This is a genomic window from Bradyrhizobium erythrophlei, from assembly GCF_042430365.1.
In the GTDB taxonomy this organism is placed as follows: domain Bacteria; phylum Pseudomonadota; class Alphaproteobacteria; order Rhizobiales; family Xanthobacteraceae; genus Bradyrhizobium; species Bradyrhizobium erythrophlei.
In genome coordinates, this window is sequence record NZ_JBHMET010000176.1 from 1 (window position 1) to 13,218 (window position 13,218).

8 protein-coding genes are annotated in these 13,218 nt (G+C 64.9%); 4 read left to right on the plus strand and 4 right to left on the minus strand.

Translation table 11 applies throughout. The annotated features are described in order from the left end of the window. Nucleotides 1–139 precede the first annotated feature (139 nt). The 4 genes from ACFFWD_RS25575 to ACFFWD_RS25590 all read right to left on the minus strand — a co-directional run bounded on the left by ACFFWD_RS25575 (nucleotide 140) and on the right by ACFFWD_RS25590 (nucleotide 7,761). A complete protein-coding gene (locus tag ACFFWD_RS25575; protein ID WP_376969790.1) occupies nucleotides 140–1,207 on the minus strand; it encodes a GGDEF domain-containing protein in 1,068 nt (355 codons plus the stop codon). Between the two features lie 313 nt (nucleotides 1,208–1,520). Then, on the minus strand, nucleotides 1,521–2,963 hold the full coding sequence (locus ACFFWD_RS25580) for a DEAD/DEAH box helicase (RefSeq protein ID WP_376969792.1): 1,443 nt from the start codon (nucleotides 2,961–2,963) through the stop codon (nucleotides 1,521–1,523). A 251-nt stretch (nucleotides 2,964–3,214) separates the two neighbouring features. Beyond that, entirely contained in the window at nucleotides 3,215–3,718 is a 504-nt protein-coding gene (locus ACFFWD_RS25585; protein WP_376969794.1) for a helix-turn-helix domain-containing protein, read from the minus strand. A 179-nt stretch (nucleotides 3,719–3,897) separates the two neighbouring features. Next, a complete protein-coding gene (locus ACFFWD_RS25590; protein ID WP_376969796.1) occupies nucleotides 3,898–7,761 on the minus strand; it encodes an autotransporter domain-containing protein in 3,864 nt (1,287 codons plus the stop codon). A 427-nt stretch (nucleotides 7,762–8,188) separates the two neighbouring features. Here ACFFWD_RS25590 and ACFFWD_RS25595 point away from each other — a divergent pair, with 427 nt between their 5' ends. The 4 genes from ACFFWD_RS25595 to ACFFWD_RS25610 all read left to right on the plus strand — a co-directional run bounded on the left by ACFFWD_RS25595 (nucleotide 8,189) and on the right by ACFFWD_RS25610 (nucleotide 13,118). Further along, the gene (locus tag ACFFWD_RS25595; RefSeq protein WP_376969798.1) at nucleotides 8,189–8,767 is read left to right on the plus strand and encodes a winged helix-turn-helix domain-containing protein; all 579 of its coding nucleotides are present in this window, start codon (nucleotides 8,189–8,191) and stop codon (nucleotides 8,765–8,767) included. Between the two features lie 21 nt (nucleotides 8,768–8,788). After that, nucleotides 8,789–9,955, plus strand: coding sequence for a tetratricopeptide repeat protein (locus ACFFWD_RS25600; RefSeq protein WP_376969800.1), 1,167 nt, complete (start codon nucleotides 8,789–8,791; stop codon nucleotides 9,953–9,955). Nucleotides 9,956–10,145: 190 nt separating this feature from the next. Then, a complete protein-coding gene (locus ACFFWD_RS25605) occupies nucleotides 10,146–11,645 on the plus strand; it encodes a caspase family protein (protein ID WP_376969802.1) in 1,500 nt (499 codons plus the stop codon). 198 nt (nucleotides 11,646–11,843) lie between these two features. Further along, complete coding sequence (locus tag ACFFWD_RS25610; RefSeq protein ID WP_376969804.1) at nucleotides 11,844–13,118, plus strand: FAD-dependent oxidoreductase; 1,275 nt, start codon at nucleotides 11,844–11,846, stop codon at nucleotides 13,116–13,118. The last annotated feature ends 100 nt before the right edge of the window (nucleotides 13,119–13,218 follow it).

Consider the following 13,218-nt stretch of genomic DNA (forward strand, 5'->3'; position numbering starts at 1 on the left):
GCGCGACGCTTGACTCACAAAGGCCTCATATGAGGGTGGGCAAAGCGAAGCGTGCCCACCGAACCAGCCGAACCAGATAGAGCTCGGGTGAAATGGTGGGCACGGCGCTGCGCGCCTTTGCCCACCCTACGCAATCAACCTACGCCACGCGGCTTTGGGTCTCGGCGTTGTATTCCGGATCGGCCTCGCAGATCACCCGGTTGCGGCCGGCGCGTTTGGCAGCATAGAGGCAGGCGTCGGCGCGCTCGATCAGCGAGTCCGTGTCGTCGCCCGGCTTCAGCATGGAGACGCCGACCGAGATGGTGACGCGGCCGAGGATCTCGCCGGTGGACTTCTTTTTCAATTCCTTCGCCATGACGGCGCGGCGGATGTGGTCGGCGACCGTCAGCGCCTGGCGCAGCGCGGTGTTGGGCAGCACGACCGCGAACTCCTCGCCGCCATAACGCGCCGTGATGTCCTGGCCCTTGATGGTCTGTCTCAGCGATTGCGCGACCAGCCGCAGCACCTGGTCACCGGTGAGGTGGCCGTAGGAGTCGTTGAACGACTTGAAGTGGTCGATGTCGAACATCAGCAGCGACAGCGGCTCGGCGGTCGCGAGCGCGGTCTGCACCGCCATCTCGATCGAGCGATCGAAATATTTGCGGTTGCCGAGGCCGGTGAGCGGGTCGGTCAGGCTCTCGGCGCGGATCGCCTCGAGGCTGTGCTGCAGGTTGCTGATCTCGGTCTTCGACAGCGCGAGGCGGTTCTCCAGCGCAAGGTTCGTCTCGCGCATCTCGCGCGTCGATTTCACCAGGCTCTCGATCACCGCCTTGATCTGCTCGCGGGTCGTGGCGGTCGCGAGCCTGTTGCTGGCGCCGACGAGGCTCGCGTCATAGGTCGAGGATACGCCGAGCGCGTCGGTGATCAGCTTCATCACGTCGTCGATCTCACCAATGACGCGGGCGCCGACCTTGTCGATGCGGTCGGACGTCTTGATGTGCGAAAGGTAGGTTTCGTAGATCTGCTCGAGATCGGATTCGCTCAGCTTGCCGCTGCGCGCCAGCGTCTCGTTGATGATCTTGTTGAGGGCGGCGTTGTATCCGGTCGCGTAGACGTACCAGATCTCGTAGTTGCGGGGGACGGCGGTTTGTCGGAGGGAGCGGATCTGGCCAAGCGCGACTTCGGCAAAAGCCATCGTGCGTTCGTGTTCGTCCAACAGCTTGACCACTGTCACGTCCCCAATAAAAGCAGCGCCGGTTGTAGCCCGGCAGCAATTACTAAATTATCGGCGCAAAAATACGGGACGAGAGTGAAGGCGAGGTAAACAGTGAAACTACGGGGATTGCCGCCCCGACCTGGTCAAATGCGGTCGAGCTCGAAGCAGCACCGTATGGCTTTCGTTTGACCGACCGTTTGCGCGCGAATCCGCGCCGGATACGTTGGGAATGCGCGGATCACACGCGCATCACCTGCCTCGAGCGATGCAGGCGCTTGGGGAAATCCGGCTTTGGCCTGCGGTGGATCAGACCAAAGTTCGAGCTTTACACGCGGGCGCGTACCGGACGCAACAGGAACGCCGGCAGATGCGAGTGATCGGCCGGCTCATGGTCGACCTCGCGCTGCGGGCGGCGCGGCTCGGCGCGACCGATCGAGGGCACGTGCGGTGCGGCGGCCTGCGGCTGCGACGTGGCGCTGCGGCCACCATGGCGCGGCTCGCGTTCATGGCGCGGCTCCCTGTCGGAGCGGGGCTCGCGCTCGCGACGCGGCTTGCGGCCGCCCCGCGCATTGTCGCGCGAACCGTCGCGGCCGCGTGAGCGGCGCGGCGCCTCGGTCTCGTCGGACGCTTCGCTGTGAACGGTGTAATCGCCCTCGGCGCGCGGGATCGGCTGGCCGATCAGCTTCTCGATCGCGGCGATCGACTTGTTGTCGAGCGGGGTGACGATGGAGATCGCGGTGCCGGTGCGGCCGGCGCGGCCGGTGCGGCCGATGCGATGGACGTAGTCATCGGGATGGTGCGGCACGTCGAAATTGAAGACGTGGCTCACCGCCGGAATGTCGAGGCCGCGGGCTGCGACGTCGGAAGCGACCAGCAGCGGCAATTCGCCCTTGCGGAATTGGTCGAGCGCGGCCATGCGCGCGCTCTGATCCATATCGCCGTGAAGGGCGCCGACACTGAAGCCGTGCTTCTGAAGTGATTTGTGAAGGACCGCGACTTCGCGCTTGCGATTGCAGAAGATAATCGCGTTGTTGAGGTCCTTGGCCTCGCGCAGCAGGCGGCGCAGGATCTCGCGCTTCTCATGCGGTTCGCGGCCGGCCGGGACTTGCGATTGCGTGACGGTGACGGCGGTGGTGGCGGGCTTGGAAACCTCGATCTTGGCCGGGTTGTGCAGGAAGGTCTCGGTGATGCGGCTGATTTCCGGCGGCATCGTCGCAGTGAAGAACAGGGTCTGCCGCGTGAAGGGGACGAGCTTGCAGATGCGCTCGATGTCGGGGATGAAGCCCATATCGAGCATGCGGTCGGCTTCGTCGATCACCAGGAGCTCGACGCCGGTGAGCAATAGTCCGCCGCGTTCGGTGTGGTCGAGCAGGCGGCCGGGTGTTGCGATCAGGACGTCGACGCCGCGCATCAGCTTGGAGTCCTGGTCGCCGAACGAGACGCCGCCGATCAGGAGTGCGACGTTGAGCTTCTGCCCGGCGCCGTATTTGTCGAAGTTTTCCTTCACCTGGGCGGCGAGCTCGCGGGTCGGCTCGAGGATCAGGGTGCGCGGCATCCGTGCCCGGGCGCGGCCCTTCTCGAGGATGGTGAGCATCGGGAGAACGAAGGCAGCGGTCTTACCGGTGCCGGTCTGGGCGATACCGAGGACGTCGCGGCGAGCGAGTACGTGGGGGATCGCCTGTTCTTGGATGGGGGTGGGGGTGGTGTAACCGGTGGCCGCAACTGCGGCGAGGACCTTGTCGGACAGGCCTAGATTGGAAAAGGACATTGAGCCTCTGGTCGATACCGCCGTTCGGAATCGAAAGTAAAAGGCTGTCGCGTTCGGCCCCGAAACGGCTCGCTTCTCAAAAAAGCTCGGGGGCTCTGACTGACGCTGACGGGCGGCAAACCTGACGAATCGCGTTTCGATCCGAGGCCGCGTTGAGCCGGAACATAGGGGCCCAACCGGCAAAGTCAATCTTGGAACCCGGCAAAAGGCCGAAAAACCTTAACGTTTTCGAACAAATAAGCGTCTTTTCGTCATTTTGCGGTCAAATGATTCGCCTTGGGCGGTTCGGCCGGGACCGCGACGACCGGCCCGGGTGGGCTTCCCTGGGCCCTGAATTCGCCTGGAGGCAGGCCGTGGGCTGCGTTGAAGACCCGGTAGAACGTTGCCAGGCTCGCGAACCCGCATGTATGGGCAATCTGGGCGATCGGCTGCGCCGGGCGCTCGCGCAGGAGCCGACGGCTGAGGCGCATCCGCTCGTCCGCGACGGTGTGGGAAAAGCTCGTCCCGGTCGCTTCGAACAGCAGGTGCATGTAGCGCACGGACACGCCGAGCAGGCCGGCGACCATCGCCGGCGAAAGGCTGGGCTCTGACAGTTGATGCGTGATCAGGCGGCGCGCCAGACAGAGCCGGCCAACCCGAAGCGCCTGTTGCGCGTGCCGGCCGCCCGGCCTGATCGCGCCGCGCTCGATCAGCGCGAAATCCTCGACGGCCTTGACCAGCAGTTGGGCTCTCGCCGAGTCACCTTCCTCAAGCACGGCCTCGAGATCGGCAAGACAGGCTTCGCCCAGCGGCGCCCATCCGAGATTGCCTGATGTCTCCCGGACGGCGTTCTTACCAACCGACACGGGCGCTGGCAGGCTGTGAACCTCAAGGCCGCTGGCGGCTGCGGCTGAACCGCCGGCCGCGGGCTCCGCGCCATGATCGAAAGTCGTGCTTACCATGCATAGCGGACGACGCCCTTGCCTGCGTAGGAGCGGGTGACGTTGGAGAACTCGCCCTCGAAGCTTGCGAGCGTCGACCAGCCGTTCATCCATTTCAGTTCTGCGGAGGCGGTGGTGAGGGCAGAGTCGGATGCTTGCGCCGCGCCGTTCACAACGAAGCTTGCGCCGGGCAAGGTCTGGAACGTCGCGGCGATCGAGCGGTCCGGGTTGAAATCATGCGCCCAGGCAGCACGGCCGCGCAGGGTCAGCACCGCATTGGTGAGCGCAAAGGATTTGTCGGCGCGCAGGCCGAGCTCGCTGCGGGTATCGGTGACGCTCTTTGCGTTGTAGGCCAGCGCAAAGGTGTTGGCGCCGACGACGGCCTGCTCGGCGTAGCCCGGAAGCTGGAACGTCGTGAACTGGCCGGCGGCATAGGGCGTGAGGCCGATGCCGCCGATCCACAGCGCCACGAAGCGGTAGCCGCCCTCGGCGCGGCCTGACCAGGCGTTGGAGTTGAACTCGGCGCGCAGGCGATCGATGGCACCGACCGTCACGGTGCGGTCGGTGGTGACATCCTGCCAGCCATAGGCGAGAGCGCCGGCGACATAGGCGGCGCCGATGTTATGCCGCATGAAGGCGCCGGCCTGGAACAGGTCCGAGCGGCCGCCGCCGCTATTGGCGACGTTGAAATTGGTCCCGCCGCCGGCAAGCGCGAAGCCTGCGATCGTGTTTGGCGAAAAACGGTAGTCGACGCCGACGGCGGTGCCGAACACCTGGCTCGTCGTGTTGTTGGAGCCGATGACGGTGTTGCCGTCGGTGGTCTGCGAGCCGCCATAGGCCGCCGCCCACACGCTCCAGCGCGGATCATAGCTCTGCGCGATCGGCGCCTTGCGATAGATCGCGGTATAGGCATCACTGGCCGAACGCTTGGCAGCGTAGGCCAGCGAATTGTCTTCAGCGTAAGGCGTGGCGCTGGCCGGCGCCGCCGTCGTGCCGCGGCCGTCGACGAACGGATCGAGCAGCGTGCCCATGAACTGGGTCATGGCGTTGAACGTGGTCTGCTGCGATCCGGCGGCAGTCTCGCCGGAGAGCTGGGTCAGCCCCTTCAGGAGATTGTCATCAGACAAATTGAAGATCGCGCTGAAGGCGTTGGAGAGGTTGGCGCCGCCGAGCAGGCCGTTGTCGATCGCGCCTGCAACGTTCCTGTGGTTGGTGCTGGCATTGGCCGGCAGGTTCGGGGAGAGCAGGCCGGGATCGAGCGACAGCAGTACGTCGTTGCCGACATAGCTCAGCACCGGATTGCGCGCGAGATTGTTGGCGATGAGCAGGCTTGCCGAGCCAAACGTGCCGCTCAGCGTTCCCGCATTGACGATCGTGTAGGTGGTCTTCTTCGTGAGCCGCTCGAGCGGGTCGACGACGACCTTGCCGGCGATATTGGCCGTGCCGGTCACGATCACCTTGTCGCTGATCGTGCCGGTGACCTTGACCAGATAGGTTGCCGCTGCCGTCATGGTCAGGCTCGCCATCGTGATCGTGCCCGGCGAGTTGCCGGGCGACAGCGTGCCGCTGATCACCGTGTTGCCGATGGTGCCGTTGCCGCCGAGCGTGCCGTTCGGGCCGACCGTGACACTGGCATTTGGCATCGCGCCGTTGAGGATGAACGCGCTGTCGACGTTGACCGTGCCGGCAAAGTTCGAGTTGCCGGTGAAGCTCCAGTTCGAGCCTGCAAGAACCCCAAAATTGGAGAAGCCGCTGGCGAGTTTCGACAGGTCGAAGCTCGCCGCGGTCGTGCCACCGAACTGCACGATACTGGTGCCGCTGCCGACAAGGTTGCCGTTGAACACGGCGCCGGACTGGACTTGCAGCACGTCGTTGGTGCCGCCGAACTGGACGGCGGTGCCGCCAGTGCCGGTGATGGTGCCGTTGGCGACGAGCGTGGTGGTGCCGCCCGACGTCGTGATGCCGGTGGTGCCGGTGACGAAGGTGCCGGTCGTGATGAAGATATTGCCGGGCGTCGAGCGCGAGACCGCGATGCCGATGCCACTGCTCTGCACGCCGGCCAGCGCGTCGATCTTGATGTCGCCGAGACCATCGCGCTGGGCGAAGATGCCGTAGCTTCCGGCGGCCCTGCCGCTCGCAATGACGTTGCCTTCGGCACGCAGTGCGAGCGTTGCGGCGTTGACGGCGCCATCGGCGATGGTGCCGCTGATGCCGATCGCCGCCGCGCTCGTCGAAGTTGCGCTCACGGTCCCCTTGGTGACGAGATCGATGCCGCCGAGGCCCGCGGTCACGAGAGCGAAGCGGGCGTCGCCGCGGCTCAGCGTGACGCCCGTCGCGACGCCGTCCGAGGCCGCGGTCACGCCGCCATTGGCGCGAACGGTGAGGGTGCCGGTGTTCATGCTGGGAGCAACGCTGAAGCCTGAGGCAGTTATTCCGGTGGCGGTGCTGCCACCGCCGGTCGCGGTGGCCGTCACGGCGCCATCGGCCGTCAACCGGATCGTGCTCAGACCGCTTTGTACCGCGCTGATGCCGATGACCTTCGACGCGATGTCGCTGACCGACGTTGCCGTCACGGCGCCGCGCAGATTGAAGTCGACCGGGACCAGGCCGCCGGCTCCGAGGGACGCTCCGGTCACATTTGCGACGTAGCCGGACCGTGACATGCCGGTGACCGTAATCGATCCGTTCGCGTTCAGCGTCGCCGAGCCGTTGCCGGATGTGCTTCCCAGCCCGGCGGAAAGGCCGAAGACGGTGCCGCCGGCCGAACGAAGGGTGGAAGTCCTGGTGTCGAAGGTTCCGGAAAGATTGCCATTGATGGTCGCGGTGTTGGTGCCGCCGGCGGAGCCAAAGCTGACGGAAGCCAGGGCGCCGTAAAAGGACGTGTCGGGACCGTTTCCCCTGGCAATATTGCCGTCCACGACGAGGCTGTTGTTGGCGCCGCTGGCGGCGTAAACGGAGAGCGTCCCGCCCGTGATGCCGTGCGTTCGGACCGTCGTGGTGCCGGAGCCGGCGTTCTGCAAGCTCACGGAGCCGCTGACATCCTGATTGAGCTTCGCCGTGAACGCGCTGGTGTTGGCCGAATTGTTGGCGTCGATGATGATGCCATCGGCGACGCTCGCATTCGTGGTGAGGTCGACGGTACCGGTGCCGCCGGACTGGAGATAAATGCCGCCGGCGACCGCACCGTTGGTCGTGACGGACAGATTGCGCGCATTATGGGTGCTCTGTCCCATACGGACGAAGATTCCGTCGCCGATTAGGGTTGTGCCCCCGGTGACTGCACCTGTCGCGATTGTGACGTCGGATTGGCTGCCGTCGGTCAGGACGTAGATTCCAAGACCGCCTCGGGTCACGACCTGGCTTCCGACCGTGTTGATGTTGACGCTAGCGTCCGGTCCGCTGCCCGTGACACTGATACCGGTGCCGCCCGTGATCGTGCCGGCGGTCTGCCTAATGGAGACCAGACCGACGCCGATCCGGGCATTGATCGCGTACCCGTCGGCGGTGACGTCGGCCGATCCCGTGTAGGTGATCGTGCCTTGGGCGATGAGCCCGATGCCGTCGTACGGGGATCCCGTGATGCCGGCGGGGTCGTTGTGATTGAAAGTCAGGTTGCCGCCGCTCATCGCGGTCGCGCCGCCGGTGATTCCGGCGCCGGCGTTGACGGTAACCGTGAGCTCGTTTGAGAAACGCGTTACGTTAAGGGTCCCGCCGGACGGGTTGGCGGCGTCGCAGAGGACGCTGCTTGACGTGGCCACAGTGCCGCTGACGCCCTGGCAGTCGGCACGCGCCTCGGTCGTGGCGGCCATCGCGATCAATGATACCGATCCGAGCAGCGCGCCGCGCCACATTGTCAGCCTGTTGCCGATGCCCGTCATGGCCTTGCCCCCGCACGCCGTCGTCGCCGTACGGTTTTGGCGCAACGCCTGTGCGGTGTCTTCTCATTGCGCGCACGCTGATCATTTGGGCTGATGTGCCGCAGGGGTGTCTCGGGGAGGTCGTTGGCGTCCGTTTCAAAGCCGGAGGTCAGGTCGGGCAGCCCGGTCGCGTCCCGTTCGGTCGCGCGCTGGAGCGCCCCAACCGTCGACGCGAACGGCGTCCGACGCAGTTCGGACGTCTGCCGCAGTGCCCCAACCATCATCCAGCGATCCCTTGCAAACCATTTCGGTATCGAAATATTGCTAGGACTCATCTCACGGCGGTATGCTGGGTGTCTTGGTAAGCCCCTGCCGACATTTCTGAAATTTTTCTGATATTGGCTTTCGCGGCGGGCGAAAGTGCCCATTAAAGAGTTGTGAGGACGCGGTGTTTCGGTTCGCTGGATTCGAGCTCGATCCGCAGCAGGGACGGCTGCGCGGTCCCGATGGCGAACCGGTTCGGCTCCGGCCGAAGTCGTTCGACATGCTCCATCTCTTTGTCACCAATGCCGGCCGCGTGCTGAGCAAGCAGGAGCTGTTCGCAGCGATCTGGCCGAACATCCACGTCGCCGACGACAGCCTGTTTCAGTGCATCCGCGAGATCCGCACCGCGCTCGGCGACGACCGGCGCCAGATGATCAAGCTGGTGTCGGGCCGCGGTTACCTGTTCGAGGCCGAGGTGTCGACCGAACCGGCCGGCTTGCCGGCCGACGCCGAAGCGGCGGAGTCCGTCCAGGCTGCCGGCGTCGTGCCAAAGGTCGAAGCTGCGGTCGAGCCCACGACGTCAAGCAAGACATCAAGCAAGACATCAAGCAAGACATCAAGCAAGACATCAAGCAAGAGATCGAGATGGTCCCGCTTTGGTTGGCGCGGACCAGCGACCGTTGCCGGTGTCGCTGGTCTCTGCGCGATCATCGGATTTGCCGTCGCGGCGCAGGTCTTGCGACCTTCGTTGATTTTCAAGTGAACGCCGCCGGTCGTCGCCGTGATGCCGGTCATCGACGCGAGCAACGATCCTCGCGGCGCCGCTGTGGCGGGCGGTGTCGCTGACCGACTGACCGATGGCCTCTCCAGGATCGACAATATCAGGGTGGTCGCGCCGCGATCCGAAGCGGGGACAGGTACCGAACGCGCGTCAGCGCCTTCCGATTTCGAAGTGCGCGGCGAATTGCAGCGCGGCCAGCAGGCGTGGATATTGCGGGCGCGCATGATCAGGACCGCAACCGGCGAAGTTCGAGCAGTCGCCACGGTTTCGGTCGACGCCGACGAGTCCGATACGCAACTCGAGCAATCGCGGGTCGCCGCGGGAGCCGGCCATCTGCTGGCGGGACGTCTCAACAGGCTTCTGGAGACTGGCGAGTCCTCCGACGCGACCGGTGGATCGACCACGGGCAGCACCAGAACCGTTATCGAGCAAGCAACCGCGTCGATCAATCAAACCACGCGCGAGCGTTTCGGCATGGCGCAGACGATGTTGCAGGAAGCGCTCACCGCTGAGTCGAACAATGTCGATCTCGCCGTCGCGCTGGCGGCGCTGCAACTGCGCGGCATCCAGATGGTCTGGTACAGCCCGGACGACGCACGGGCCGGCGCGACGCTGGAGCGCGCGCTTCGCGCCAAGCCGAATTCGATCCCGGTACTCGAAACCTATTGCCGCTTCCTCAGCGCCAACAATCGCTTCGTCGAAAGCCTCGTGACCTGCGCAAGGGCGCTGAGCTTCGATCCGTGGAACGGCCTTGCGCTGTACCTCGTCGGCCTCGGCCAGATTCACCTCGGCCGCTTCGAAGACGCTCTTGCGACATTCCGGCAAGCCGACCGTTTCGATACGCCGCAAGTGTCACGCTGGACGTGGCTGCTCGGCGCTGGATGGGCGAACATGATGATGGGGCGGGGCGACGATGCTGTGCCATGGCTGCAGCGATCGATCGCCATCACGCCGGCATCCGGGCGCTCGCATATGCTGTTGGCTGCGACCTACCAGCAATTGGGCCGGCTCGACGAGGCAAGGGCAGCCATGAAGGAAGGGTTGCGATTGCGCCCCGGCACGACGGCGCTCAATGTTTCACCGCCGACCAAGAATGCCAGCCCGGTCTTTCTCGAAGCATCGGGACGGATCATCAAGCTGATGGTCGCGGCGGGATTGCCCGAAAGTTGAGCCATCTTCACGGCGCTGGGAAAAAGACATGACCGGCAGTCTGTGGAACGGGGTGGGGTGTCGACCGCTCGGATGAAGCTTCGGAACCAGAGGTCCCGACCCGCAGGAATTTGAACCGGCGAAACCACTGATCCGACTATTATCCGGCGGTCGCACGCGCCGATGCTTTGTCGTGCAAGTGGGGAACAGGATGACGCGCTGGCTTTCGAAACTATCCGCGGCGACCGGGATCGCGGCGGCATTCATCGCCCTGGCTGCCCCGGCCCATGCCGAAAAGCGCGTCGCGCTCGTGATCGGCAACAATGATTACAGGAACGTCCCGAAGCTGCAGAAGGCGGTCAACGACGCCCGCACCATGGGCGATACGCTGAAGCAGCTCGGCTTCAGTGTGATGGTGGCCGAGAACCTGAACCGTCAGGCCTTCTCCGAAACGCTGCTGGCGTTCGACCGGACGGTCGAGGCCGGCGACACCGCGTTCTTCTTCTATGCCGGCCACGGCTTCGAGATCGCCGGCCAGAATTTCCTGCTGCCGACCGACGTGCCGGCGGCGACCGAAGGCCAGGAAGAGCTGGTGCGCGACGCCTCTGTTCTAGCCGACCGCATCATCGAGCGGCTGCAGAACAAGAAGGCGCGCACCTCGATCCTGGTGTTCGATGCATGCCGCAACAACCCGTTCGAGCGGCCGGGCACCCGCGCGGTCGCGGGCGGCGGCGGGCTTGCGCCGATGACGCAGCTGCCGGAGGGCGTGTTCTCGGTGTTCTCGGCGGGCCCGCGCCAGACCGCGCTCGACCGTCTGTCCAACGACGACGCCAATCCCAATTCGGTGTTCACCCGGACCTTCGCCAAGGAGCTGCTGCAGCCCGGTGAAAATCTCGTGCAGGTCGCCCAACGCACGCGGCGCATGGTGAGCGAGATGGCCGACACCGTGAAGCACAAGCAGATCCCTGTTTATTTCGACCAGATGGTCGACGACGTCTTCCTCAACGGCGTGGCGAAGGGGCAGGCCGATGCGGCGAAGCCGGCTGCGTCTCCGCAGCAGCTCGCCGCGCTGCCGCCGGTGTCGGTGCCGAAGCTGCCGAAGGAGGAGGCCATCAACGCGCCGATCGCGAGCTTCTCCCGCCACAATGGCGGCTGGACCGTGGTGTTCTCGATCGCCGATCCGACGCTCGGGATTTCCTGGCGGATGGGCGACAGCGGCGATTTCCGCGAGACCGGCTTTATCGACACGCTCGATCCACGCACCCGCAAGCGGATGCCCAATCCCTCGATCGAGCTGCCGGCTGACGCGGCCGCAGGCACGATCCAGCTGCGCTACGTCGATACGCAAGGCGAGATGCAGGGGCCGTTCCCGATCAAGTTCGACCCCGAGGCGGCGCTGATCCGCGACCAGCGCAAGATCCTCGACATGACCGCGACGAGCTGGCTGTCGTTCCGCGAGTTCAACGGCTTGCTCGTCTATTACACGCATCTGGTGTCGTATCGCTGTGCGATCCGCGAGGCGCGGATCGGTATCGACACGGCGGTGCCCGACAAGGTGCTGAAGCTGCCGGCTTGCGATCTCCGTGATCCCGGTTCGATCTCGGCCGGCATGCCGCTCTACATGAAGCTCGCGCCCACGACCCAATCCATCTCGGTCGAACTGACCTATCGCGACGGCAGCGTGTCGGAAATCAAGACGTTCCGACGCTAAAGCGCGATGAGATTTGGTTGAATCGTCATCGCGCTTTAGCTTCTTGTTTGAGCATGATCTCCGCGCAAACGCGTTCCGCGTTTGTCGCGAGGGAAAACCGCTTCACACTTTTCCGGATCATGCTTTCCGCCTTCATCCCCGTCCGATTGGCGTTACAATCCCGCGTCGTGGTCGGATGGGGCGATGGGGGACGGCATCATGGACGCAGGCAATCAAGAAGAGCCGCAAGCGCGGACAATGAAGGTCCGCTGCTGCATCGTCGGCGGCGGGCCGGCCGGGATGATGCTCGGCTATCTGCTCGGCCGCGCCGGGATCGACGTCGTGGTGCTGGAGAAGCATGCCGACTTCTTCCGCGACTTTCGCGGCGACACCGTGCATCCCTCGACCTTGCAGGTGATGGACGAATTGGGGCTGATCGATGGATTCCTGAAGCTGCCGCATCAGAAGCTGCAGAAGATGGACGGCATCTTCGGCGGCACGTCGGTGCGGATCGCCGATCTCAGCCACCTCAAGGTCAAATATCCCTTCATCGCCTTCATGCCGCAGTGGGACTTCCTCAACTTCCTGCGCGAGAGCGGCAAGCGCTTTGCATCGCTCAAGGTGTTGATGAGCACCGAGGCCACCGACCTGATCCGCCGCGGCGACGTCATTGCCGGCGTGCGCGCGCAGACGCCGGACGGGCCGATCGCCATCGAGGCGGATCTGACGGTCGCCTGCGACGGCCGCCATTCCACCGTGCGCGATCGCGCCGGCCTTGTGGTCGAGGAGATCGGCGCACCGATGGACGTGCTGTGGTTTCGCGCCGGACGCCGCCCGGATGAGACCGAGCGCGTGTTCGCGCGTGTCGAGCCCGGCAGGATGATGGTGACGTTCGATCGCGGCGACTATTGGCAGTGCGCCTACGTCATCGCCAAGGGGCAGTATGAGGCCGTGAAGGCGAGGGGCCTGTCGGCGCTGCTCGACGACGTCGTGCGCATGGCGCCGATCCTGAAGGCGGGCGTTGCCGAGGTGAAGAGCTTCGACGACGTCAAGCTGCTCACGGTCGCGATCAATCGCCTCGCGCGCTGGACGCGGCCCGGCCTGCTGTGCATCGGCGATGCCGCGCATGCGATGTCGCCAATCGGCGGCGTCGGCGTCAATCTCGCGGTGCAGGACGCGGTCGCGACCGCGAATATTCTCGCCGCCAGGCTTGCCCGAGGATGTCCGTCGGAGGACGAACTCGATGCAGTGAGGCGGCGTCGCGAATTTCCGGTGAGGGTGACGCAGCGCGTGCAGGTGATCGCCCAGAACAACATCATCAGCCTGGCACTGAAGTCGGGCGGCCAACCGCTCAAGGTCCCGCTGCCAGTCCGACTGATCAGCGCGGTGCCCTGGTTGCAGGGCGTGACGGCACGCTTTGTCGGTCTCGGCGCGCGGCCCGAACATGTGCATTCGCCGGTCCAGGATGGCGGTGCCGCGGCTTCGGTCGACTAGGAATTTGTCAAGGATAACAATCTCTTAAGTTAACCCTAAAAAGTTGCGTGGTTGCAACAGCGGCGCGAGATTCGGAATCCGTCGACGCGGATTCGGTCGC